At 60.8% G+C, this 23,142-nt stretch carries 20 protein-coding genes; 6 read left to right on the top strand and 14 right to left on the bottom strand.

What is annotated here, in order from left to right; genetic code table 11:
• Nucleotides 1-67 precede the first annotated feature (67 nt).
• On the bottom strand, nt 68-997 hold the full coding sequence (locus KM135_RS11210; protein WP_221714112.1) for a nucleotidyltransferase and HEPN domain-containing protein: 930 nt from the start codon (nt 995-997) through the stop codon (nt 68-70).
• Between the two features lie 377 nt (nt 998-1,374).
• Here KM135_RS11210 and KM135_RS11205 point away from each other — a divergent pair, with 377 nt between their 5' ends.
• Nucleotides 1,375-2,676: a DUF5623 domain-containing protein gene (locus KM135_RS11205; RefSeq protein ID WP_221714111.1), complete on the top strand. Its 1,302-nt coding sequence runs from the start codon at nt 1,375-1,377 to the stop codon at nt 2,674-2,676.
• A 67-nt stretch (nt 2,677-2,743) separates the two neighbouring features.
• Here KM135_RS11205 and KM135_RS11200 read toward each other — a convergent pair whose 3' ends face one another.
• Both KM135_RS11200 and KM135_RS11195 read right to left on the bottom strand, forming a co-directional pair.
• On the bottom strand, nt 2,744-3,688 hold the full coding sequence (locus KM135_RS11200; protein WP_221714110.1) for a hypothetical protein: 945 nt from the start codon (nt 3,686-3,688) through the stop codon (nt 2,744-2,746).
• Nucleotides 3,689-3,862: 174 nt separating this feature from the next.
• The gene (locus tag KM135_RS11195; RefSeq protein WP_221714109.1) at nt 3,863-4,300 is read right to left on the bottom strand and encodes a very short patch repair endonuclease; all 438 of its coding nucleotides are present in this window, start codon (nt 4,298-4,300) and stop codon (nt 3,863-3,865) included.
• Nucleotides 4,301-4,365: 65 nt separating this feature from the next.
• On the opposite strand from KM135_RS11195, the gene KM135_RS11190 reads away from it, so the two are divergent.
• Complete coding sequence (locus KM135_RS11190) at nt 4,366-5,880, top strand: DNA cytosine methyltransferase (protein WP_221714108.1); 1,515 nt, start codon at nt 4,366-4,368, stop codon at nt 5,878-5,880.
• A 44-nt stretch (nt 5,881-5,924) separates the two neighbouring features.
• On the opposite strand, the gene KM135_RS11185 is transcribed toward KM135_RS11190, so the two are convergent.
• The 10 genes from KM135_RS11185 to KM135_RS11140 form a co-directional block, all read right to left on the bottom strand.
• Nucleotides 5,925-7,982, bottom strand: coding sequence for an AIPR family protein (locus KM135_RS11185; RefSeq protein ID WP_221714107.1), 2,058 nt, complete (start codon nt 7,980-7,982; stop codon nt 5,925-5,927).
• A 5-nt stretch (nt 7,983-7,987) separates the two neighbouring features.
• On the bottom strand, nt 7,988-8,953 hold the full coding sequence (locus tag KM135_RS11180) for a PD-(D/E)XK motif protein (RefSeq protein WP_221714106.1): 966 nt from the start codon (nt 8,951-8,953) through the stop codon (nt 7,988-7,990).
• On the bottom strand, nt 8,940-11,693 hold the full coding sequence (locus KM135_RS11175; protein ID WP_221714105.1) for a Z1 domain-containing protein: 2,754 nt from the start codon (nt 11,691-11,693) through the stop codon (nt 8,940-8,942). The genes KM135_RS11180 and KM135_RS11175 overlap by 14 nt, the downstream gene beginning before the upstream one ends.
• Complete coding sequence (locus tag KM135_RS11170) at nt 11,686-13,164, bottom strand: ATP-binding protein (RefSeq protein ID WP_246605976.1); 1,479 nt, start codon at nt 13,162-13,164, stop codon at nt 11,686-11,688. Before KM135_RS11170 ends, KM135_RS11175 begins: the two co-directional genes overlap by 8 nt.
• 131 nt (nt 13,165-13,295) lie before the next feature.
• On the bottom strand, nt 13,296-13,649 hold the full coding sequence (locus KM135_RS11165) for a hypothetical protein (protein ID WP_221714103.1): 354 nt from the start codon (nt 13,647-13,649) through the stop codon (nt 13,296-13,298).
• Nucleotides 13,650-13,727: 78 nt separating this feature from the next.
• Complete coding sequence (locus KM135_RS11160) at nt 13,728-14,147, bottom strand: hypothetical protein (RefSeq protein WP_221714102.1); 420 nt, start codon at nt 14,145-14,147, stop codon at nt 13,728-13,730.
• A 12-nt stretch (nt 14,148-14,159) separates the two neighbouring features.
• Nucleotides 14,160-14,291: a hypothetical protein gene (locus KM135_RS20005; RefSeq protein ID WP_281422163.1), complete on the bottom strand. Its 132-nt coding sequence runs from the start codon at nt 14,289-14,291 to the stop codon at nt 14,160-14,162.
• A gap of 24 nt (nt 14,292-14,315) precedes the next feature.
• On the bottom strand, nt 14,316-15,566 hold the full coding sequence (locus KM135_RS11150; RefSeq protein ID WP_221714101.1) for a TolC family protein: 1,251 nt from the start codon (nt 15,564-15,566) through the stop codon (nt 14,316-14,318).
• Nucleotides 15,563-15,766 carry a YgaP family membrane protein gene (locus KM135_RS11145; protein ID WP_221714100.1) on the bottom strand — a complete coding sequence of 68 codons (204 nt, stop codon included), beginning with the start codon at nt 15,764-15,766 and terminating at the stop codon, nt 15,563-15,565. Before KM135_RS11145 ends, KM135_RS11150 begins: the two co-directional genes overlap by 4 nt.
• 24 nt (nt 15,767-15,790) lie before the next feature.
• Nucleotides 15,791-17,071, bottom strand: coding sequence for an NAD(P)/FAD-dependent oxidoreductase (locus tag KM135_RS11140; RefSeq protein WP_221714099.1), 1,281 nt, complete (start codon nt 17,069-17,071; stop codon nt 15,791-15,793).
• 83 nt (nt 17,072-17,154) lie between these two features.
• Here KM135_RS11140 and KM135_RS11135 point away from each other — a divergent pair, with 83 nt between their 5' ends.
• Genes KM135_RS11135 through KM135_RS11120 form a run of 4 tightly spaced genes read left to right on the top strand, consistent with a single transcriptional unit; the run spans nt 17,155 to nt 22,081 of the window.
• A complete protein-coding gene (locus KM135_RS11135; protein WP_221714098.1) occupies nt 17,155-17,493 on the top strand; it encodes a rhodanese-like domain-containing protein in 339 nt (112 codons plus the stop codon).
• A gap of 24 nt (nt 17,494-17,517) precedes the next feature.
• Nucleotides 17,518-18,561 carry an efflux RND transporter periplasmic adaptor subunit gene (locus tag KM135_RS11130; protein WP_221714097.1) on the top strand — a complete coding sequence of 348 codons (1,044 nt, stop codon included), beginning with the start codon at nt 17,518-17,520 and terminating at the stop codon, nt 18,559-18,561.
• On the top strand, nt 18,558-21,761 hold the full coding sequence (locus KM135_RS11125) for an efflux RND transporter permease subunit (RefSeq protein WP_221714096.1): 3,204 nt from the start codon (nt 18,558-18,560) through the stop codon (nt 21,759-21,761). The genes KM135_RS11130 and KM135_RS11125 overlap by 4 nt, the downstream gene beginning before the upstream one ends.
• Nucleotides 21,758-22,081: an ArsR/SmtB family transcription factor gene (locus tag KM135_RS11120; RefSeq protein WP_221714095.1), complete on the top strand. Its 324-nt coding sequence runs from the start codon at nt 21,758-21,760 to the stop codon at nt 22,079-22,081. Before KM135_RS11125 ends, KM135_RS11120 begins: the two co-directional genes overlap by 4 nt.
• A gap of 830 nt (nt 22,082-22,911) precedes the next feature.
• Here KM135_RS11120 and KM135_RS11115 read toward each other — a convergent pair.
• Nucleotides 22,912-23,142, bottom strand: a 231-nt coding sequence (locus tag KM135_RS11115) for a hypothetical protein (protein WP_221714094.1), incomplete at its 5' end; no start/stop codon positions are given.

Below are 23,142 nucleotides of genomic sequence, written 5' to 3'. Positions count from 1 at the left end.
GCTGCGTGATCCAAAACTGAAAAGGAGGCTCTCCTTCGAGGATTGAAATCGCTGCTTAGGGGGCGAATCAGTTGACGGCTTTTGCCGCCTGCTCAAGCTCGGCGAGCTTCTCCAAGCAGACCGCATGAACCACACGGCCGAGCTCCTCGACCTGCTCGCCAAGCCAGTTCAGCTCATCAATGCTGATCCGATAGTGCTTCGAATAGCGAGCCTTCACGTAGGCTTCCTTGAGCTTCTCGAAGATCGAGCGCTCCTTGCGCGTCTCGCGCGGCCATACATGAACGAGGCGACGATCGATCCGCTCAGCCTGGGTGCGCAGAAAGCCGAGATTGTGAACGTGTGGGGTGTAGAAGGTGCATACCAGCAGGACACAGTGATAAAGAAACTCAGTCGTTTGATGCAAATCGAACGCTGCTTCCTTTAGGAAGCCTTGGCTGATGCCGTCTTGAGCCAGTTTGAAGCGACGCATTGAAGACGGAAAACCCTCGTCAAAGTATTCCCTCGCCATCGTTAGCGCCTGTTGCGGCGATTTCGGCTTAGGCTGATGGAGCAGCGTTTCATCAGACTGATAAAGAGCGATACCGTCCTTCGCGATGTCCATGAAGAAGTAGCGGCCATGGGCTAAGCCGTCGTTCACCTCCTGCAGCGTGTGAACGATGAAGTTGACCGGCGTCCGGATTGTCTTGGTGATCCCGAGCTCACGGTTAAGTCGCTCGTCAGCCTTGGCCCAATAGGCCACGCGATCTGTCAGTCCCTTCATGTTGACGATGATCAGCAGGTCGAAATCTGACTGATATCCCTTGGCGGTGTGCGGCTCATCAACCCAACCGCCTCGGGCGTAGCTTCCGTACAGGATGACCTTCTGGATCCGCCCCTGCTTCTGCTTCTCTCCTGTCACCGCCCGGGTTGCGTCGTCAAACTCTTCGAACAGGATCTGCAGAACCCGCTCGAGCTCACGCTGCTTTGCTGAGGGAAGGTGGTCGAGATCGGTACGCATCAAGAACATCCTAACTAGGGTATGTGCGCGATGCACTAGCGTTTTGGAGGGCAAGACGCTCCTCATTGTCGGGTTGCAATATTAAGTACCTATCGGTCGACCGGGCTTGGCTGGCGCGAAACATTAGCTTCTAGCGGACTATCCGCTCACGTATCCATATGGTTGAGTTTGCTGAACAGCGCGGCGTTTACCCCATGACTTGCAATCCGATCTCGGCCACGGTATTTCGGATGCATGCTCCCGGCAGGAGCTAGGCACCCGTCTAACCCAAGCTGTCGTCCAGCGCTGCCATCTCAGACCTGATCTCGTTCATCATGTTGTTCGAGCTTGGGTAGTGGTTGACGGGTGACGCTACAAACCAAGCCGGGAGAACAATCATGTTGATTGAAGACATTCGGCCATCGACTATTGCCGGTATAAAGCGCTTGGCCCGCCGCATCAGCAAGGCTGAGGGCGTACCGCACAAGGAAGCGCTCGAACGCGCAGCACGAGCTGCATCCTTCGAAAACCTCAAGCATGCAAAAGCAGTTCTGGCCGCAGCCTCGCGCCCGCCGGCCCATCAACTCTTCCTGACCGCCTATTGGACCGATCGCGAGACCTATGCGATCGGCCGCGAAACTCTGGAGATTTGGCTTTCGAAGCCGCTGCTCGATCTTTGCACGAAAAGCGAGATGCGGATCGTTCGCGGGCTTTCCGGCCTACGGCTCGCCGCTCCGGACCATCTGCTCGAGGACATGATGTGCCAGTCGCAGGACTTCGCACGCGATCAGCTGTGCCAAGCAGCAAGGGCGCTCCGCTTCATGGAAGCGACGGGACTTCGCCCTTGCGACGATCGCCGCCAACGCGAGAGCGCTGCGAGGCTCGACACCGACCTTCCCCGCAAAGATCATGGTTCGGGATGGCTAGATCCGGCGACCGACAGTTTCGTCTTGGTCGATGAGCCTTATTCCGACGCAAAGGTCAGCGATGAACGGGCTGATTGGGCTAGGCGCAACGGCTGGCAAATCCGCGCAGCGGTTTGGCCAGGTATGTACTTTCCTTACCGCTGCGCACTGTTCGTCGCTGTCGACACAGCCAGAGGGCTCGATTTCGAAGCCCTCATGCAGCGGATTAATGCACTTCCCGATCCCGTTACCACCGTTGACTGGTCGGGAGTCTCGGTCGCCGATCATCGACTTTTCTGTACGCCTCTGACGCTCTCTTCCCAAGACAGGCGGCGCGCGAAGGCTAAGGGCACGATCAATCCGCGCTCGTCGAGCAAGACCGTTCCCTTCCATCGCTCCTTTATCGGCGCCGCGCGCAAACCGAACGGAAAGTTATCGCTCGCCGGACATGAAGCGGCTGGCCGTATGATCGCGGCAGTCCTGCAGTCGCGGCACAAGCCATGGGCGGTCAACGAGCAAATGGACAAACTTTGCAGCATCCTCGTAGACTGGCTTTATGCGGATGTTCCCCACTCTGTCCTCGACCGACTGCACGATCCAGTCGACATCTATTACAGTGCGGCACCCGACGAAGCGCTGATCGTACGGGCTGATTCAGCGGTCGGTGTTGTCGACATTCTCTCGGATCTCAAGACTCTACTAGCGAAGGCCTATCCCGAAAGCGCTCCGCTTCGCAGGCAGATTGCCCGCATCACGCGAGCATCCAAGATAACCTTGGCAAAGGCGGCAAACTAGCCACGCGGCACGCGGAGCCGGCGCATTCGACGGCGTCGGCTCCGCGGTGGTCTTGTAACGTAGAGATTTAAGCTGAAGGGTCGAATTCGAATATCGATGTAATCAGCTTGGTCTTGAAGGTTTCGCCCAAACGGGCTTGGCGTGCGAGATTCACAAACTGTTTCTCGGCTACCATTACATCGGCAAATGGCAATACCGTGGTGAAGGACAGCATATCCCGTAAATCATTCTCACTGATGCCACGGGACTGGTCTTCGAGCCGGACGACCAACTCCCGCTCAACATGCAGCACCGGAACATCGGCTACGATACCGCGCATGAGTGACGAGCCGATATCGTTGACAGTTTTCCAATCGAGGCCGAGCCGACGACCGGCGGCCAATATGAAGTCGAGCTCATCAAGAGTCAGGCGCGCACCGTAAATGCGTTTCCGCATCGCCAATGTCTCGCCGACCGCAATCGCGCGCCGATTTTCGAGACGTGTAATCAGCTCCGCCGAACCAACACTATATCGCCGTACGGCTTCTACCCGAACGGATTCGTCGGGAAAGAGCAGGTAGTCAAAGAGCGCGCGCGCGGGATCATTGCGGATGAAATTCAGCACAGCCGGCGACAGTTCGACGCTATAAACGTCCGGCGAGTAATCCGCCGCAGACTCAAACCAGAGGTCGGACAAAAACCAGCCTTCCTCCGGTAGCGCGCGAGCGATCGAGCTCTTTTCCGCAATGTACGCCAAGAGCGTCTCCGCAAGTATCGCGCGGCGGCTCCGGAAAATCCGCCCACCGCTGATGAGCGATTGCGTCATTGCCAAATTCGCGCGCCGATCCGGAACATTGATTTTGGACGTCTCGTAGATGTTGGAGAACGTCAAGGGCACCGTAATAAGGCCCGACTTCACGCCCTCAACGATCATCGTCAACGCAGCATGTTCTCGCGGATATCTGCTTTTGTCCCATGCGCCCTGCGCGAGCACGATCCACGCATTTTGATCGAGAAAAACCAAACGAGTCATCGATGCTTCTAACCTTTCAACACCACAGCGTGGCGTCCACCCTCCTTCACAGTCGTTCCTGTCGTGAGGGCCGCCTTGGTGAGCAGGACTTCAGGCTCGCATGATCCAGATCGGCGAAGTCGATCGGGAATGCAGATCATCGATCATAAGACCGAAAGGCGGCCCCTCCCATCGCTAGAGCTCCAACCTGTCATCTGTGGCACTTTCCAGCCAAGCTGACAGTTGTTCTCCCACATTCCCGGCAGATCGTTTGAGCGAGCACTCCCAAACGACGGCGATCCGCCATCCGGCTTCGTTCAACATCACCTCATTTTTACTGTCGCGAGCTACGTTCGCTTGAAATTTTTCAGTCCAGAACTCGGGCCTAGTCGCGGGGATCGTCGCAAAGCGACATTCTTCATGTCGATGCCAGAAACATCCATGGACAAACACGACCGCGTGATAGCGAGGGAAGACCAGATCCGGATGCCCGGGCAGCTTGCGGTCATGAAGCCGGTATCTGAAACCGCGGGCATGCATCACTCGGCGGAGGAGTATCTCCGGCTTGGTGTTCTTTCCCCGAATACCTGACATCATGCGGGAACGCGTCGCCGCGTCGACGACATCGACCACGTCTTTTCTCCTGGCTAGTTCGGTGCGCCCTGGTAAGAGGGCGCGCAACGGAGAATCTCGGATTGATGGGCCACGGCTTCAAGACTGTCGACCTTTTTGCCGGACCTGGAGGGCTGGCCGAAGGATTTTCTTCATTGCGCAATTCCGACGGCACGAGGGTGTTCGACGTAGCCCTTTCCGTGGAGATGGAGCCGTCGGCCTTCGCCACGCTCAGACTTCGCGCCTTCACGCGACAGTTCAGCGAACTTCCGGAATGCTATTACAAGTACATTGCTGGCGAGATCGACCTCCCTATGCTGATCCGAAATCATCCAGCGGAATGGCGCGTAGCAGTCGAAGAGACTGCGATGCTGACTCTCGGGCAGGAATTGACACGAGCCGAACTGGATCCTCGCCTTCATCGGATCAAGGAGGGTGCGCACGACCAAGTGATCGTCATTGGCGGACCGCCCTGCCAAGCTTATTCACTGGTGGGCCGAGCGCGCAACCGCGGGATCAAGGACTACAACGCTGCTGAAGATCATCGTCACTTCCTCTACCGCGAATATATCCGCATTCTCCGCTTTCTCGAGCCGATTGCCTTCGTCATGGAAAACGTGAAGGGCATTCTGTCATCGAAGGTCGCGGGCGAGAGCATATTCGATCAGGTGCTGGAGGATCTGCGGGCGGCCGGCGGATCGCCGGACAGTTACACTCTACTCCCCCTGGTTGCTGGCGCTCGCGGAAAACACGCAGGAAATGTGATCCGCAGTGAGGAGTTCGGCATTCCCCAATGCAGACATCGCGTGATCCTGCTGGGCATCCGCAGCGACTTCCTTGCGAAAAAGTCGCTCGTGGTATTTGGGCAGACGCTCGAACCTGCTTCCAGAGCTACGGTCGCCAGCGTCCTGAAAGGCATGCCGGCCCTGCGCAGTGGCCTCAGCAAAATGCAGGACACTTCGGACAATTGGCGTAATGCTGTTGTCTCTGCCTTCCGAACGGCCGCCTCATCATGCCGCACCGATGGCACTTGGCTCAACGGCGTCGCGAAGGCGCTGCTTGAGCATGCAAGCAAGTTGGAGTTGGGCGACGACTTGCCCCCGAGGTCGAGCAGACGGCTGGCGCCAGTGAGGGACAACCGGCTTGGGGCGTGGCTTTCTGATGGGCGTCTGACGATGCTTCCCAACCACGAAAGCCGAGGACACATGGAGAGCGATCTTGCTCGATATGCGTTCGCGACCACATTCGCGGAAATATTCGGACGTTCGCCCAAGGCCGCCGAGTTTCCACGGGCCTTGGCACCTGAACATCACAACTGGGACAGCGGCAAGTTTGCCGACAGGTTCCGTGTCCAACACTGGGATGCGCCTTCAAGCACGGTCACGAGCCATATTTCGAAGGATGGGCATTATTTTATTCATCCCGACCCGCTGCAGTGTCGCAGCCTGACGGTCCGTGAAGCCGCAAGGCTTCAGACTTTTCCCGACAATTACTTTTTCGAGGGCAATCGGACGCAGCAATATGTTCAGGTGGGCAACGCCGTGCCTCCATTGCTGGCGCGTCAAATCGCGGAAGTGCTGGCCAACATCCTGACGCACTGAAATCCCGACATGGCTCCGGGATGGAAGCCTGCGTGTGGCATTACTCAGTAAAATGCCTCCAGGCGGTTCACGATCTCCAAGGCGGCGTGGCATTGCTTCTCCGAGGGAACCTTGGCCGGAAGCTGGGCGCAGGCGCTCAGTATTCCCTGTTCCTTCGGGTTCAATTTTCCGATCGATTTTCCAAATGCCAGAACATGGGCCCAATACTCGCCTCCCTGGATGACCACTTCCCGTTGAGCATCCACACCATTTTTCGCCGCCCTTTCGCGGCGCTCATCCCGCTTGAATGCCTGAGCTTCCTGGATCTCGACCAGACTGTCGTGGAACTCCCGCTCGTATGGCAAGAGACGCCCAGCGAGCTGACTCCAGCACGCCTGCTTCTTTGCCCATTCGCCCATGTTACGAATTCCGGCGGGGGGATTGGTGATGACATCATTTGCGGCTTCGGCGGCGACCATACAGGCACGTTCCAGCGCCACGGGCACTCGCTGCAATCGCCACACCTGATCCAGATCGATGACCCGCTTTCTCAGATCAGCATCATGCGCGACCTTAGCAAAGGCATAGGTGACGATGTTGGCCCGGTAACCGCCTGAGTACCAAGGCTGATGCTGCACGAGGCGCTCGATATTGCGGAATATGATCGCCTTCGCGACAAGTCGCTTGTACCAGGTCTCGTCAAAGCCTGTATCGCTTCGGCTCCACTCCTCGCCAATCGTCTTGGCGAGTTCTCCGAAATTCTTCTGAGCACCGTAACTGACGATGTGCGGCTTACCTCGATACGAATTCTCGAACTTGGCAAGGTCCGTCTTGGTGAAGAACTGTGCCTTGGGAAACTCGACATCGAATCGCTTTCGCTCGGCAACCGAGCGACGAACGCGTTCGTCCGCGAACTGGCCACGAGCACGCTCGTAGAACCACTTCGTCTCGAGATAATGCGCATCCCCGGAAGGGGCGAGAATGCGGCGGGAAAACTCTTCCATGCGAACGTGGAAGGGGTGATTGGCGAAGAAGTCCGCTGCATTCACCTTGTTCTGACTGTTGGCGAACTCGGAAATGCGCGGCACAATCTCGTCGGTCCGCTCTGACGGAACGATAGTCAGCTTCATCTGGACGAAGACGTCCGCAAGCTGTTCGGGCGCAAGTTTCCTTGCAGCATGGATCGATGCGGTCGTCTGGCCACCGTTCACGATCTGCAGGTTGTCGGCGGACATAAGGAAGAAGCCTTCCCCCATTTCCGCAATTTCCACGCTGTTGGCGGTCGCAGTCAGGCCGTTGTTGTAGGAAAAGAACATTTCCGGCTGATTGCGAATGGTATCGCGAATTCCCCGGTTCACCTTGTTCCTGGCCTGGAGGAAGCTGCGGACATTCGCCTCCAGCAAACGTGCGCCCCACTTGTCGTATATTGCAGCTAGCTGGATGCCGGGAATGACAGCGATATAGCTTTCGAACGGAGCTCCATCACCGGATGCCTTCAGTACCGGCACAGCGCCGTCATAATCTGCCGCAAAATCGATGACGAGATCTTCGCGCGTCTGGCCGGACGAGACGAACCGATGCAGCCGAGAAAGGTCCCAGACGTTGGACGTGACCGGAATACCACCGATCTCACCCACGGGCTGAGCGTCCGTCTTCGCCTTGTTGACCCGGTTTGTCACGAGGATCAGCTTGATCTTGCTGATCTTTTTCCAGATCGTTGCGACGAGGTCCGCGAGCACAAAGCCCCTGCTGGTTTCCTCGAGACTTTCGCGGAAATCGCGGATCTTGGCCGCGACGGTGAAATTCACCAGCCGAGTGAGATGGTCCCTGATGTCCTTGCCGACGATCGCCTGAGGCTCTTCCGAGATGACGAAGTCGCAGACGACAAGACTGAGCACTCCTTCCTCGTCGTCCGGATCCCAGGCGAAGGCATCGACATGCAGAGGCTTGCCGCCGTGTCGGCCATCGAAATAGCAAAGATCGAAGGACGAGATCTCACCGGCCTCGTCGAGAATCTCTCCAACCTTTTCCAGAAACGCCTCAGCGGTGATGAGGCCCATGACATCCGCATCACCCTGAACATCGGCAATGAGTTCGCGATGATATTCTGCGAGTTCGTCCATTTCCGTCAGTCTCCCCTAATGACGGTATCCAGTACGGCGGCTTCGACACGGAACGGCTGGCATGCATCGAGCGCGATACTGTAACGGACAGATCCTACACCACTCGGCAGCGGCACAGCGACCCTCGGGAACGCATCCACCACTTCGAATTGCTGGATCCTGCCAATGGTCCAGCGACGTTCGGAATAGTCGTCCTCGAAATCGAACCCGGCTGCCTCAATGGCTGCTTCCCACATGCCAAACGCGGTCATGTCCGCATCGCTGAACCTTGCCTCGGCTGCCCGGACATGATCGGTCAGCGTCATCCCGGCGGGTTTGATCGCGGCGTCGACGTCGTAAACGTTGAGGAACAGGCGGGTGCCGACGACATCGGCCAGCTGATCCTCCGATGAAATCTGGACGTGAGGACGTGCAGCGCCCCGTCTTGCCTTTATCTCCACGAGGCAACGATCAATCTCGAAATCCTTCGCGGAGCCCTCGGGTCCCTTCCACGCCTCGATGGCAGCGCGAGGACCGATGAGGTCACACAAATGCGAGAGGAAATGGAGCTCGCCAACAAGGCCTCGCTGTTCCTCGATGGAAAGGAGGTCGAACCGTCCACCGCGCAGCAGATGATGCCAGCGCAACGTGCGTCGGGTCGAGCGGGCATGGGCATCGTCAGCCGACGAGGCCGCTTCGCCGGCCTTCACGACATCCTTGCAAAGGGTCTCGAAAAGCTCCTGCTGCTCGGGCTCGCGCAGGAGGATAACCAGCGCGCGTCCGCCGGGCACATCCCGGTATCTGATGTCGAGGCTCCGCATTTTGGGCAACGGCGCAATTTCGGTCGATCCCGCTGAAAGCCGAAGGATCAGGGCGGGTTCCGCCCGGTCCGAAATCCACCAGAAGAAATCCCACTTCCCAGCAGAATCGACACGACGGGCATCTATAACGCCGGGCACAAGATCGTCCCACGGACTGTTACTGATCGTCATCGCGATCATCCTCGTCGCTATCATCCTCCCCGAAGAGCTCGCGCATCTTGGTGGTATTCAGGATGTATTCGACCTTTTCGTCCGGGCGAGCTGACTTTGGAAAACTGATGCTCCACGCCACTACGAGCTGATCTGGAAAGGAGGTGATATCCTCCGGTGCGACGTCATCGCGCTTGATGCTGATATGAAAGATGACCAGCAAGGGCCGCTTGCGAACCGACCGATATATCCAGTCGGGATAGTTCACATCCGCACCGTCCGAAACCTTCGCCCCGACGCGATACTGACGTTCCGCCTCCTCGGCGAGCTCCGGAGAAACGCCGATCTTCTCGACACCACGTGAGGCCACACGCGAACGCTTGCCGCTGATGGCGAGGACGTCGCGCTTGAGATCATCCAAGCCGATCGACCGTTCGGTAGGCACGATTTCCCAGCCGGCGACATTCTGTGGCGGCCGCGTCTCGGTCGCGATGCGGCTCGCCAGAAGCACGTCCCACTCGCCGAGCTCATCCTCGGCGCGGGTCGACATGTACTTCCTGATTGGGCCTGTGTCGGTAAGGACGGAATCACGACAGTTGTCGAACTCGCGCAGGAAATCGTCGACAAGGCGAAAAGACACCCCTTCGAGCAGAAGCCCTCCCGGTACAACCTTCTTCGATGCGGGATGATGGCCTTCGACCTTAACTGCCTCCATGAATCTGGCGGCGGCCTGCCGGTTGCGCCTGATCGACGCATCGTCGGCCGATAGCTTCGTCGTCTCGACGAAATTGTTCGACAGACCGATCATCACATGCTTCTCGCCCGACCCCATCTTGTTGCGGGCTGTCACAAGGAGTGAGCTTGGGTGACTGCGCACCGCGAGACCGAACATCTCCGGCGTCGCGCGCGCCTGTTCCATACGCTTGAGTTCTGCCTGCAGCTCCTCGGTGGCCTCGGCAATATGGGCGTACCAGCCGGCAGCGTCCCTAGGCATCCAGACGCGGCAGAGATCTTCGTAGTTCGCTCGATAGCCGAACCATCGACCCATCTGCATCAGGGTATCGTACATCATGGAATTGCGCAGGAAGTATGAGACGGTAAGTCCCTCGAGGGTCAGGCCTCGAGACAGCGAAAAGCCGCCAACAGCTATAACGGTCAAGCCGGTTTCGCCAGCATTGTCATAGTCGAGACTGCCAGGCGAGGCACTGTTGACCGCGACGACCGATGCCGACGCAAGCACTGGAAGCAGGTTCGCCTGGATGCTGTCCCAGTCAGGGAAGTCCGCCGAATACTCATCCTGCCAGCAGCCCTTGAGCGCCGCTATCTCCGGATTTGAAAGTGCTGCGACGCCCTTGGCAGCATCTACGCGGACAGCATTTTCGATGCGCTCGACAATTTCGTGCAACCGGTTGCGCAGGAGATTCTGCACACCGGTGAAGCGGGAGGCATTGACCAGCATTGAGGCGTGCTGAGTGGACTGGCCGCGGAGGTTCCGGATTGTCCGAGCAACGATGAAGGTTCGCAATGCGTCAAGAAGGCTGTCCGGGAGTTCATCGACCGCCTGGTCTATCTTGTGCTTGAGCGGCAGCAGATCCTCGTTGTCGGCGATGTAACGCAGGTGATCTGGCTGCCCGTCTTCCGGGACGCCATCGAGAAAGACCTTCCGCGGGCCAAAATAGTTTGTTGGCGCGTCGAGACCGATGATGAAGTGCCTCGGAAAGAGGTCCTGCTTCGCCACTTCACTTTCTGAATCCGGGTCGATGAAGATATTTGCGAACGGTGTAGCGGTGTAGCCGACGTAGCAGCTGCGATTGAAAAGGCCGAGCAGTTCTCGGATCTGCCCATTGATCCTGGACACCTCGTCCTTGCCATATTTGATGTTGATCGAAGCGTTGTCAGCTTCATCGTCGATCAGCAGCATGGGCTGATCGACCATGGTGGACCCTCGGTTGACGCTGTGCTCCTTGAGCCAGTCCACGAGATTTCCGAGCGTACGCGAGTTCTTCTTGATCACGAGCACCACAGGGACGGCATAGGACGATATCTGGCTGGTGTTGGTCGTCGCAGTTGCCTTGTTGAAATCCTTGATCGTGTTGGTCAGACTGACTGGCACCTTGCGGTCGTCGAAGTTGCCGACACCGATCGTTCGCGGTCTGGCCTTCGTCTTGCGCTGTTCGAGACGACCGGTATCCCGGCCTACAAAGCCCTCGTCGATCCTTGCCTGTGTCTGGTTGCGGAGATTGTTGTGGATCCCGGCGATCACGACGATAAGTCGGTAACCCGCGTCAGCAGCCTTGCCGATCAGGCCGGTGTAGTTGGCAGTCTTGCCGCTCTGAACATGGCCGACCACCATGCCTTTCCGGGCCCATGCATTGTTGTCGCCCGGATTGCCCATCCGATCGAGAACGCGATCAGTCACCTCGTCCATCGCGATGATGACGTCCCTCGGAAGCCGTCGGGATCTGAGCAGCTGCTCGTAGCGCTTCCAGTAGTAGGATTCGATCTGGCCCTTCGCCCTCGCATCTCGGAGCCACGGCTTGAAGTCATGATCCTCGACGACTGCGCCAAGACCCATGCTGATCCCCACGCGCTCCTCGAGTTCGCGCGCCAGCATTTCGGCATCGTCGTCCGACACGTCGAGGAAGGTCGGGAGGACGCGCAATGTCGCAACAGCTTCACGAATGCTCGAAGGAGTCGGGGGGCTCTGCTTGGCGATCAGTTGCGAGACCATCGTGTCCAGAAGCGCGAGGTTTTCACTCATCGTCGGCGTCCTTCGTGAATTCCTTGAGCATCGCTTCCGTGACGGCCCAGGCGGTCTTGAATGGTTCGAGTTGTCGAAGCACGAGCGCTACCTGATCCGCGTCGCAGCCTTGGGCCAGCAGTCTTGGAACCATGGCCTCCAGCGTCTGACGGATTGTTTCTTCGTCCACCTCGTCTGCCCGGATTTCTTCCGCGGTTCCGGCAAAGTCGGCGTGAAGTGCGTCGACGGGCAACGAGCCCCCGATCAATGAAATACAGCTGGCGAAAGCCTGGCGCAGCTCTGCGGGAAGAGCTTCGGAGAAGTTTGCCAGCGCGGGGTGTTCCGGATCCGGTCGATAGATGATGATCCCATCCTTCTGCACGCGCTGCCACACAGGCATGCGATGCTCGTCCACCAGCCGCTGCCCTCTGCGCTGATAGGTCCGTTTTGATGTCTGAGCGAAGCGTTCGACGATGTGGCGCATCCGATCACGAACGGCTGGCGGAAGTTGGGCCGATGCCTTCTTCACATCGATCTTCCAAGAGGCGTCCATCGTGTTCGGGATATCCACTCGTATCCGGCAGAGCTTCGTGAGTTCGGTCTGCCTCGCAAGCCCGAGCCAACTCCCGGTGATGATCAGCCTGCGTCCTCGGTAGATATAGAAGCCCTGTGACCGCAGATGGCCTTCCGGGCCGCCAAGCTCTTCCCACTCCTCCTTCGACATCGATTTATGATGCGGCAGGGTGAAGCACTGGAAAGTGACGACACCGCCAACGAGCTGCAGCCGGTCCTCGGGATCTTCCTGATGTCCCGGATGCTGCCTTGCAAAAGGATCAGTCGGCTGGAGCTTCCGGCCATTCAGCCAGATCGAGACAGCTTGCCGCCCATCCTCCATGAAGCGGTGGAAGACCAGGCGGAGATGTCGCTCGGCCATCGCGATCGCCCGGTTCATGTGGTCGGCACCGCGGGCTAGATCATGCTTGATACCGCTAGAAAGGCGATCGAGTTCTTCCCAGACAACCAGCGTGCCGGTTTCGCCAAGCCGATCCGACCATGGTACGGACGCTGGATCCGAATGGAGGCTGATTGCCCATTCGTTCGTCCGAGCAACCTCATCCAGATCCCAGATCGCACATGACGTCTGACCTTGGCGGCGAGTAACGACGGTCAGCCGGCGACATTGCGAGAAACTAGCGCTCTTGAGACCTAATCCGAAACGCCCGAGATCATGCTCGTCACGGTCATCAAGCGGATTCCGGCTGCCCGGTCGCATGGCTTCGACGAGTTGCGCTTCCGTCATGCCGCAGCCGTTGTCGACAATGCCGATCGCCGGGCTCTCCGACGCGGTATCAGACAGGATTTCGATATGCGTCGCGCGGGCCGTGATGGAATTGTCGATTATGTCGGCCAGCGCGGTCTCCAGCGAGTAGCCGATATCGCGCATGCTCTCGATCAATGCCGCGGCGTGGGGGGTGGCGTCGGCCTTCCTCATGGCAGGCATGCCAGATCCTTCAGAAACATGCGGCGAATTCAACGATCCCTCCCGTGTCGCTGCCCGCAAGAAAACAGAAGCGGATTAATATTGCGCCAATTCGTACAGGTGACAACGAGAGGACATGCAAGTCAATCAAGCGCTTCAGAAAGTGCGTTGACGAAGTCGATCGGGTCATCGGTCGAGGATGCGATTTCCTCCAGCGAAGACGTATTGTTTGATATCAGCAGCACGAGGACTGCCCAGCCGGTCTCCCTCACCAGATCCAAACGCGATGATCGCCGCATGTGCTCACACTTCGTGTCGATGAGAACATCGTATAGGGCGTCGATATGATCGATGGAGGATCTGCAGCATTCGGAAGCGAACCATCTGAGTGGAGAATCATCCGTGTGGATGCCAAGCTCAAGATGCCGTTCATGAATGCCTCTTGCAGTGCATTTCACCCTGATCGTTGAGAAGATTGCTTGATCGAAAAAGATCATCAATAATCTGCGGATTGGGACTCAAATCACTAACTGAAGTCATCGGCGGGTAGAACCAGGGGGATCTTTTCAGTCGAATTATCGATTTTTATCTTTATATTTCAAATAGATAAAAATATAAATATTCCTCCTCTTCTGGCACCAATACTGGCTCTGGATGCGTTCAACAGCGTCCAGTAAGCGGCTGGTTTCACAGTATTTTTCGACCGATAATCGCCAGACACCGTCCGGCGAAATCCGGCTAAGGGCATGTGCAGCGACCACAAATGCTGCCCTTTTTGTTGCCCTCGGATCGACCCGGCCTTGCTGGGAAAACGACCATGCTGACCTACATCCAGACGAATGCCTGGTCGCCGATCCGGTCTCGGGCGAGCCGATGAACGCCAGGTTGATCGTGCCCAGAAACAGCCAAGACCTCGATGCCCGGCAGAAGGGTTCGAGCGCTTTTCCCGCTTTTCCCGCTATTCCTGCGGCATGCTCGGGCGCACGCCCGACCATGTGAACGTGACGCTAGCCGGGTTCGGGGCGCGTCCCGACATGTTCGCCGCGAACGAAGGATTTCATCGCCTCCGGCGCGCCGAGCCGCACCTCCGTGATCGCAGTACTGAGCTCGCGGGCCATTTCCGGCCAATCCTCGTGCATGGCGTCCTTCTTTCCCTTGCTTGTCTATCGGCCGATGAGGCTCAGCAGCCGGTAGGCCGCGACGATCCTGTCGACCTGGGCCTTGGCGAGCGCGGCGGAGGCGCCGGTCGCTTCGCGCTCTGCGTTCAGGAGATCGAGTTGGGGCTTCAGGCCGACACGCACTTCATGCGCGACACTGTCCCGCGCCTGTCCCGCGGCTTCGGCCTGCCGGATCGATGCCGTCTCGACCAGCAAAGCGGTCTGAACGGCCTGGAACGCCCCGATGACCTGTTCCTCCACCTGGCTCCGCATGGCCTCGAACCGCGCCTCGGCGGCGTGGACGGCGCTGTCGCTCCCGGCCACCCTGGCCGACGCGCCGGCATTGAAGAGTTGCCAGCGCGCGCGGACGCCGACAGTCGCGCTGTCCGCCCGATAGTCCGGGAAGAATTGGTCCCTGACCATTGCCCCTTCGGCGAACGCGCCGACCGTCGGCAACCGCTCCGCCCGCGCGCCGCGCGCCGCGGCTCGCGCCGCCCGCAGACCGGCATCCGCTTCCGCCAGCCAGGGATTGTGCCGGAGGGCGGCATCCCTTGCCTCGTCCAGCGTCGCGGGAACTTCGGGATTGGCGGGGAGCGGTTCGAGATCGTCCGGCGCAAGGCCGGTCAGATTCGAGAAGCGGGCATCGGCCGCGACCGCAAATCCCTGTGCCTGGGCGAGGCTCGCCTCGGCTTCCGCAAGCCGTGCGGATGCCTGCGCGACATCGGTGCTGGGACTCTCGCCGGCCTTGTAGCGCAGCCGGGCCTGTCGCTCGATCTCCTGCACCTGGGCGAGCAGTTCCTTGTCGAGCGCGACGAGGCGACGGCTGGTCAGCACATCGCCAAAGGCCTGCGCTACGGTGGCAACCATCTGGCTTCGCGTCGCGCTTTCACCGGCACGGGCGGCATCCCTGCCGGCGTTCGCTTGAGCGATGCCGGCGCTGACGCGCCCGCCGGCATAGAGGGGCTGCTCGATCGTCACCTGCGCCGCGCGGGGCGTCACATTGGCCGCGCCGAGGCCGAAGAAATTCTGCGGATCTAGACGGCCGATGCCGACCGTCCCCGTCAGGGTAGCGGTCGGCAGTCCGCCGGCCTTCGCTTCGCGCACGCGCGCCGCGGCCGTGTCGCTGTCCGCGCGGGCCACCGCGATCTCGGGCGCATGCGTCATCGCCGCGGCAATCGCCTCGTCGAGCGTCGTCGCCTGTGTGGGCAGGGCGACGCTGGCGAGCAGACCAATCGCAAGCAGCCGGCGAGGCGTCATTTGAAGGCGTTTCCGGGGCGCACGCCCAGCGCTCTGAAGATCATCGCCGCCGGACAGAAGCCGGTGATGCCTGCCTGGATCATGTTGAGCCCGGCAAAGGCCGACAGCGCGATCCACCAGGGATGGACGGTGAACGACAGCGTGATGCCGAGCAGCACGACGAACCCGGCGAACATGAGGACGGCACGATCGATATTCATGGCAGTTTCTCCTGGGTTTGCCGGTCAAAGACGCAGCTTGCGGATGCCCATCACATGCAGGGCCAGCTTCTCGTAGAAGGGCTCGCTCTCGCCCTTGCGGACTTTGCGCAGGAAATATTTCTCGAAGCCGATCTTGGCCAGATGGACCCATTTGCCGCTGGCCGACCAGTTGACGTTGCGCGGCGGAATCTGCGGCTGGGCGACGAAGGCGACGCCGCCGTCGCCGAAGTCGGCGAGGCAGACCGCGTTCCAGGTCGCCTCGGCGTTCGCGTCCCGGCCCTCGACGATGGCGCCGAGATTGGCGGCGATCGCGGTGACCATGGATTCGATCATGAAGCCGGTCTTGGGCACGCCGACCGGCACCGGCGTCGGGCCGGTCGGCGGGATGGCGACACAGACGCCCAGCGCGAAAATGTCCGGGAAAGCGGGATTGCGCTGATGCTTGTCGACGATGATGAAGCCGCGCGGATTGGTGAGCCCCTCGATGCCGCGCACGGCAGGCACGCCGCGAAAGGCCGGCAGCATCATCGAGAAGCCGAACGGGAGGTCGTGCGTTCTCTTGACCGCGCCATCCTCGCCCACTTCCTCGACATGCATGACGCCGGGATCGACCTTCGCAACCTTGGCATTGGTGATCCACTTGATGTGGCGGTTGCGCATCTCGCTCTCGAGCAGACCTTTAGTATCGCCGACGCCGTCGAGGCCGAGATGGCCGATATAGGGCTCGGAGGTAACGAAGGTCATCGGCACCTTGTCGCGGATCTTGCGCTTGCGCAGTTCGGTGTCGAGGATCAGCGCGAACTCATAGGCGGGACCGAAGCAGGATGCGGCCTGCACCGCGCCGACGACGATGGGTCCGGGATTGCCACAGAAGGCGTCGAACTGGTCGGCAGCCGCTACGGCGTGCGCCGTCTGGCAGACGGAAACAGTGTGGCCGCCATGGGGGCCGAGGCCGTCGATCTCGTCGAAAGCGAGATCAGGGCCGGTGGCGATCACCAGATAGTCATAATCGATGAACGTGCCATCGTTCAGTTCGATGCGTTTCTCGACTGGATGGACGCGCTTGGCGCCGACAGCGGTGAAACCGATCTTCTTCTTGGCAAAGACGGGCGGCAGATGGACCTGGATCGCCTCTGGCTCGCGCCAGCGCACGGCGACCCAGGGATTGGAAGGAACAAAACTATACGTCTCTGAGTCGGACACCGTCATGACCTCGGCCTTGTCCTTGACCGCAGCCTTGATTTCGTAGGCGGCGATTGTTCCGCCCAGCCCCGCGCCCAGAACTATGATTTTCGGCTTACCCATCGCCCCAGCTCCATCTCTTTAATCGTCATTGACTAATATAAGTGATCAACGATATATGCAACTGCAATTTGCAGGAGGCAGTCATGTTCGGATTCGGAAAAGCCAGAACCCATCGTGAGATCGACCCGGCGGAACTCAACGTCATGCTGCAGCAGGGCTCGGTGCTCCTCGTCGATGTGCGCGAACCCGAAGAGTTCGCAGCGGGACACATCGTCGGGGCTATAAACCTCCCTCTGTCGGGCTTTTCACCTCGTAATGTTCCGGATGCACAGGGTCGGACAGTCGTGCTGCAATGCGCGGGCGGCAAGCGATCGGGGATCGCGCTCGAGAAATGCGGTGAGGCACAATCGGCCATCGACACGCATCTCGCCGGCGGCATCGGGGCGTGGAAAGCCGCCGGCCTGCCTGTGGTGACTGGCTGAAGCGGCCAAATGGGGGAACGGGTGATGGCGAAGGGACCGAAAGCTTACTGGCTTTGTGGCGCGTTGCTGGCGCTGTCGGCATGCAGCAGCGAGCCGGCTCACGAGCAGCGGGTGGCCGGCCTGCCGGCGGGCGAGACGCTGCGCCTCGCCCAGAGCGACATTGCCGATATGAAGGCGGTAGGCGCCGAGATCGCGACCCGCGACCAGGCGGAGGCGCTCGCGCGCATCCCCGGTACGCTCACTAACCTCTCCGTCCGCGCGGGGGACATTGTTGTCAAAGGCCAGCGCATCGGCATGATCGTCGATGCGCGGCTCGGCTATGAGATCAATGCCTATGGCTCGCAGGTTGCAGCGGCGCAGGCCGAAGCTGCCCGCGCCAACGGCGATCTCACCCGCATTCGGGACCTCTACAATCATGGCGTCTATGCCAGGGCGCGCCTGGATCAGGCGGTCGCCGCTACGAGGGCGGCCAATGCGCAGGTCGCCGCTGCCCAGGCCCAGCGGAGTGCAAGCGCCAGCGTGGCCGGGCAAGGCGCCGTGCTGGCCCCGGCAAACGGCCGGGTGTTGCGGGCCGACATTCCGTCTGGCTCGGTGGTGGCGCCCGGCATGTCGATCGCGACTGTAACCGCCGGGCCGCCGGTTCTGCGCCTCATGCTGCCTGAATCCGCGGCCGGCGCGGTCCATGTCGGCTCGCGCGTGCTGGTGATCGACGCGGCCTATTCCGGCGCGCGTGTGGGCAGCGTCGTGCAGGTCTATCCCGACATCAGCGGCGGACAGATCCGTGTCGACGCCACGCTTCCGGGCCTCACCACCGATTTCGTGGGCCGGCGGGTCGGCGCTGCGGTTTCCGTCGGCACACGCAAGGCGCTGGTGGTGCCGCGCCGTTTCGTCACGACGCATTATGGTATCGATCAGGTGCAGGTCGTCGGGAACGACAAGACGCTCAGCACGGTGCCGGTGCAGATCGCGCCGGCGGATGATCCGGCCAGGGTCGAGATATTGAGCGGCGTCGCGGCGGGCGACACGCTGTTCGCCCCGTCTGCCGTCGCCAGGGCGTCCGCGAAATGAATCTCGGCATTTCCGGGCGGCTGACCCGCGCCACCATCGCTTCCCCCCTGACGCCGCTCTTTCTGTTGGCGGCGTTGGCCGTTGGTCTACTGGCTCTCTTCTCCATCCCCCGTGAGGAGGAGCCGCAGATCAGCGTGCCGATGGTCGACATCCAGGTGATGGCGCCGGGGATGAACGCGGCGGACGCGACCGAACTGGTCGGCATCCCGCTCGAGACGATCGTCAAGAGCATCGACGGCGTGGAGCATGTCTATACCCAGGCACAGGATGACGGCGTGATGGTCACGGCGCGCTTCCTGATCGGATCGAATCCGGAAGAGGCCGCCATCCGGGTCGAGGAGAAGCTGCGCGCCAACTGGGACAGGAAGCCGGTCGGCATTCCCGACCCTAAGATCACGGTGCGCGGCATCAACGACGTGCCGGCGGTCGTCCTGACGCTGACGCCGAAGCCGGGTTCGGCCGGCCAGTGGAACGATGCCAGCCTCTATGCGTTGGCCGCCCGGCTGCGCACCGAGATCGCTAAGGTCGACAATGTCGGCCTGACCTTCCTCGTGGGTGGCCGCCCCGAGGAGATCCGCATCGCGCCCGATCCCGCGAAGCTGCGCCAATATGGCGTCCCGCTCAGCAGCGTGATCGACGCGGCGAGCCAGGCCAATCGCAGCTTTCCTCTCGGCAATATCCGCAAGGATGGCAAGGCGGTCGCCGTCACGGCCGGCCGTACACTCTCCTCCGCTCAGGAAGTGGGCCTGCTGACGGTGCGCTCGGCGAGCGGCGCGCCCGTCTATCTCCGCGATGTCGCCACCGTCACGCAGGGACCGCGCGAGGATCAGGCGCGTGCCTGGCGCTGGGCGAAGACCGGCGAGCGCTGGAGCAGCGCGCCGGCCGTCAGCATTGCCATCGCCAAGCGCGCGGGCGCCAATGCCGTCGTCGTCTCGGACGCGATCCTCGAGCGGGTCGAAAGCCTCAAGGGCAAGCTGATCCCGGCCGGCGTGACCGTCGCCGTCACCCGCAATTATGGCGAGACCGCGAACGAGAAAGCCAATGAGCTGCTCTTCCATCTCGGCCTCGCGACTGTCTCCATCGTCGTACTGATCGGCTTCGCCATCGGCTGGCGTGAGGCGGGCGTGACCGCCGTGGTCATCCCGACGACAATCCTGCTCACTATGTTCGCCTCGAACCTGATGGGCTACACCATCAACCGCGTCAGCCTGTTCGCGCTCATTTTCTCGATCGGCATCCTCGTCGACGACGCCATCGTCATGATCGAGAATATCGCCCGCCACTGGGCGATGAGCGACGGGCGGACGCGGACGCAGGCCGCGATCGAGGCCGTCACGGAGGTCGGCAACCCCACGGTCGTCGCGACGCTGACCGTGGTCGCAGCCCTGCTGCCCATGTTGTTCGTCTCGGGGCTGATGGGTCCATATATGGCGCCGATCCCGGTCAACGCCTCGGCGGCAATGATCTTCTCCTTCTTCGTCGCCGTCGTGCTCGCGCCCTGGCTGATGATCCGCTTCGCGCGGCAGACGCTCCCGCATGGCCATGGTCATGACGAGAGCGGCGGCAAGCTCGGCCGGCTCTATGCCAGGGTCGCGCATCGCGTGATCGACACCCGCAAGTCCGCCTGGCGCTTCCTGATCGGCGTCGGCATCGCGACGCTGGTCGCCTGCTCGATGTTCTACTTCAAGGCGGTGACGGTGAAGCTGCTGCCTTTCGACAACAAGTCGGAAGTGCAGGTTGTCGTCGACATGCCGGAAGGCACCTCGCTCGAAAATACCAGCCGCGTGCTGGAAGGCGTCGCCGCCATTGCCCGCCAGTTGCCCGAGGCGACCGCCATGGAAGTCTATGTCGGCACCTCGGCGCCATTCAACTTCAACGGTCTTGTCCGCCACTATTTCCTGCGGTCGCAACCCGAGCAGGGCGACGTCATGGTGACGCTGCTGCCCAAGGGCGAGCGCAGCCGCTCCAGCCATCAGATCGCGCTCGATCTGCGCGAGCGCCTCAAGGCGCTCGGGCTCCCCGCGACCGCCTCGGTCAAGGTGGTCGAGACGCCGCCCGGCCCGCCCGTCCTCGCCACCTTGCTCGCCGAGGTCTATGGCCCCGATGCCGCGACGCGCCAGAAGACGGCCGCCGAGCTGGAAAAAATCTTCAGGTCGGTACCGTTCATCGTGGATGTAGACAACAGCTTCGGCGAGGCGCGCCCTCGCCTGCGCCTCGTGCCATTGCGTGACCGCGTCGATTATTACGGCCTTTCCGAGCGCCAGCTTTCGGACAGTATTGGCATGCTGATGGGCAACCAGACGGTCGGCTATGCGCCGCGCGGCGACGGGCGCACGCCCCTGCCGATCACCGTCGCGCTCGCGCAGAAGGATCGTAGCTGGACGCAGGCGCTCTCCGCGACGCCCGTCGCGCAGACGCCGACCGGCCAACTCATCGATCTCGGCACCGTGGTCGATGCGCGCACCGAGGCCGGCAGCCGCGCCATCTTCCGCCGCGACGGCCGTTCTGCCGACATGGTTACGGCCGAGCTTGCCGGCGCTTATGAGGCGCCGATCTACGGCATGCTCGCGGTCGACCGGGCGGTCGACGATCATGACTGGGCCGCCAAAGGTCTCGTGAAGCCGCAGATCCGCCTCAACGGCCAGCCGGAAGATGAAGCGACGCCGAGCATGCTGTGGGACGGCGAATGGGAAATTACCTGGGTGACATTCCGCGACATGGGCGGCGCCTTCATGGTCGCGCTGCTCGGCATCTACATTCTGGTGGTCGCCCAGTTCCGCAGCTTCAAGCTTCCGCTGGTCATCCTGACGCCGGTGCCGCTCACGCTGGTCGGCATCGTCATTGGCCATATGCTGTTCCGCGCGCCGTTCACCGCGACCTCGATGATCGGCTTCATCGCGTTGGCCGGGATCATCGTGCGCAACTCGATCCTGCTGGTCGATTTCATCCGCCACAGCGCGGAACCGGGCAAGCCGCTGCGCGATGTGCTGATCGAGGCGGGCACGATCCGCGTCAAGCCGATCGCCCTGACCGCCGCGGCGGCCATGATCGGCGCGGCCGTCATCCTGACCGATCCGATCTTTCAGGGGCTGGCGATTTCGCTGCTCTTCGGGCTTGCGTCCTCGACGCTGCTGACCGTTCTGGTTATTCCGGCAATTTATGTCGTGTTGAAGGACGACAGGAGGCCTGTGACACAATGAAGATGGCGGACATGAAATTCAGCCTCCTGTGCGAGCGCGCGACTGAAGTCGCGGGTCTGCTCAAGCTGGTCGCCAATGAGCAGCGCCTGCTTCTGCTCTGCCGCCTGCGCGAGGGCGAGGCGTCGGTCGGGGAACTCGTTGATCTGTGCGGACTGTCGCAATCGAGCGTTTCCCAACATCTAGCGAAGATGCGTGAAGGCGGCGTCTTGCAGACGCGCCGTGAGGCCCAGACGATTTTTTATCGCCTCACCAATTCCCATGTGGAAGCACTGATGGAGTTCATGTGCGACCGCTTCAACGAAATGACAGCGAAACGTTAGTCCGGCCTATGAAGTGCTAACGGCCTTATTGCTCGAGGCAGGCCTCCACGGCCTGATGCTGCTCTGGCATCCACGGATGGACGCGGATCCAGCGCATCTGGTTGCGAGGCTGCGTCCGACAGGCGGTCGGAGCGTTCTGACAGCGCGGATCACCTCCCGCAAAGCTTGTCGCACACGTGCAGTGCAATTCTGATGAGCGTAATTCATCGGTTAGTCTTGATATAAGTGTTTCAAAAGATTGATCAGGGAGCCATCAGGGTGGTCGCGCCTGCCTGCCCCAAGCTGTCAAAAGGTCGCCGAACGCACGACTGGGCTCGCGCAAGATTTGCTTCGCGTGTCCATCGCGGTCGGCAGATCGACTAGCGAACCGCTTCCGCGCCCTCGAAGTGAGGCCCAAGACCTGTTCGAGCGCGGACCAACGCCTGCCGCGTTCGAGGCACTCACGGCGTCGCTGAGCGCCGCGAAAATGTGACCCAGCGGCGTTGCGGGCGATCGGGGCGCTCCGTTGCACGATCGGGAAGATCCAACAAATCTCAAATCGTGCCGGCCGTTCGAACCTTGCTTCAACCAGCACGTGCTCACCGACAAATGGACCGGCGAAGGCCTTCGGAGAGAGAGAGAGAGAGAGAGAGATAGCGGAACCAGGCTGCGAGACGATCCACCATCGCGCCGGACAACATGGCCTCGCTGCCGATCAGAGCACCGGCCCGGGCGAGCCGCTCGAGATAATAGGGGAATTGGGCGAACAGGCTTTCTGTGAGCCGAAGTCCCCCATAGACGCAATCATAGATGACGATGCAGTCGGTGCGTCGCCGCGGTCCGGCGCCTTGTCACCAGGCGATGTTGGAGTCCGCAAAATCGATCTCGCTGACGCTGATCGAACGTTCGTGCAGCAGAATCTGGCAGAGCGCTCGCGCGATGGCACGGCGATTATGTAAGCGGTGTCCTGCTGGCACCTTGCGCGGCCGCTGATCAGCGTCGAGTTTCCGCCCTCTGATCCGGACCGGGGCGGCTGATGCTATGACGATGCCATGTGACGATGCTAGCACGAAGGGGCGTGC

This window comes from Sphingobium xanthum (assembly GCF_019737615.1).
Classification (GTDB): Bacteria; Pseudomonadota; Alphaproteobacteria; order Sphingomonadales; family Sphingomonadaceae; genus Sphingobium; species Sphingobium xanthum.
This window is presented reverse-complemented; position numbering and strand designations above follow the sequence as displayed.

Coding starts and splice junctions, on each gene's coding strand:
- KM135_RS11150 (WP_221714101.1), bottom strand. CDS start 15,566: ATGACGCCTCGCCGGCTGCTTGCGATTGGTCTGCTCGCCAGCGTCGCC.
- KM135_RS11185 (WP_221714107.1), bottom strand. CDS start 7,982: ATGGACGAACTCGCAGAATATCATCGCGAACTCATTGCCGATGTTCAG.
- KM135_RS11170 (WP_246605976.1), bottom strand. CDS start 13,164: ATGAGGAAGGCCGACGCCACCCCCCACGCCGCGGCATTGATCGAGAGC.
- KM135_RS11140 (WP_221714099.1), bottom strand. CDS start 17,071: ATGGGTAAGCCGAAAATCATAGTTCTGGGCGCGGGGCTGGGCGGAACA.
- KM135_RS11160 (WP_221714102.1), bottom strand. CDS start 14,147: ATGGTCGGGCGTGCGCCCGAGCATGCCGCAGGAATAGCGGGAAAAGCG.
- KM135_RS11175 (WP_221714105.1), bottom strand. CDS start 11,693: ATGAGTGAAAACCTCGCGCTTCTGGACACGATGGTCTCGCAACTGATC.
- KM135_RS11120 (WP_221714095.1), top strand. CDS start 21,758: ATGAAGATGGCGGACATGAAATTCAGCCTCCTGTGCGAGCGCGCGACT.
- KM135_RS11200 (WP_221714110.1), bottom strand. CDS start 3,688: ATGACTCGTTTGGTTTTTCTCGATCAAAATGCGTGGATCGTGCTCGCG.
- KM135_RS11125 (WP_221714096.1), top strand. CDS start 18,558: ATGAATCTCGGCATTTCCGGGCGGCTGACCCGCGCCACCATCGCTTCC.
- KM135_RS11190 (WP_221714108.1), top strand. CDS start 4,366: ATGGGCCACGGCTTCAAGACTGTCGACCTTTTTGCCGGACCTGGAGGG.
- KM135_RS11130 (WP_221714097.1), top strand. CDS start 17,518: ATGGCGAAGGGACCGAAAGCTTACTGGCTTTGTGGCGCGTTGCTGGCG.
- KM135_RS11135 (WP_221714098.1), top strand. CDS start 17,155: ATGTTCGGATTCGGAAAAGCCAGAACCCATCGTGAGATCGACCCGGCG.
- KM135_RS11180 (WP_221714106.1), bottom strand. CDS start 8,953: ATGACGATCAGTAACAGTCCGTGGGACGATCTTGTGCCCGGCGTTATA.
- KM135_RS11210 (WP_221714112.1), bottom strand. CDS start 997: ATGCGTACCGATCTCGACCACCTTCCCTCAGCAAAGCAGCGTGAGCTC.
- KM135_RS11205 (WP_221714111.1), top strand. CDS start 1,375: ATGTTGATTGAAGACATTCGGCCATCGACTATTGCCGGTATAAAGCGC.
- KM135_RS20005 (WP_281422163.1), bottom strand. CDS start 14,291: ATGCACGAGGATTGGCCGGAAATGGCCCGCGAGCTCAGTACTGCGATC.
- KM135_RS11165 (WP_221714103.1), bottom strand. CDS start 13,649: ATGATCTTTTTCGATCAAGCAATCTTCTCAACGATCAGGGTGAAATGC.
- KM135_RS11145 (WP_221714100.1), bottom strand. CDS start 15,766: ATGAATATCGATCGTGCCGTCCTCATGTTCGCCGGGTTCGTCGTGCTG.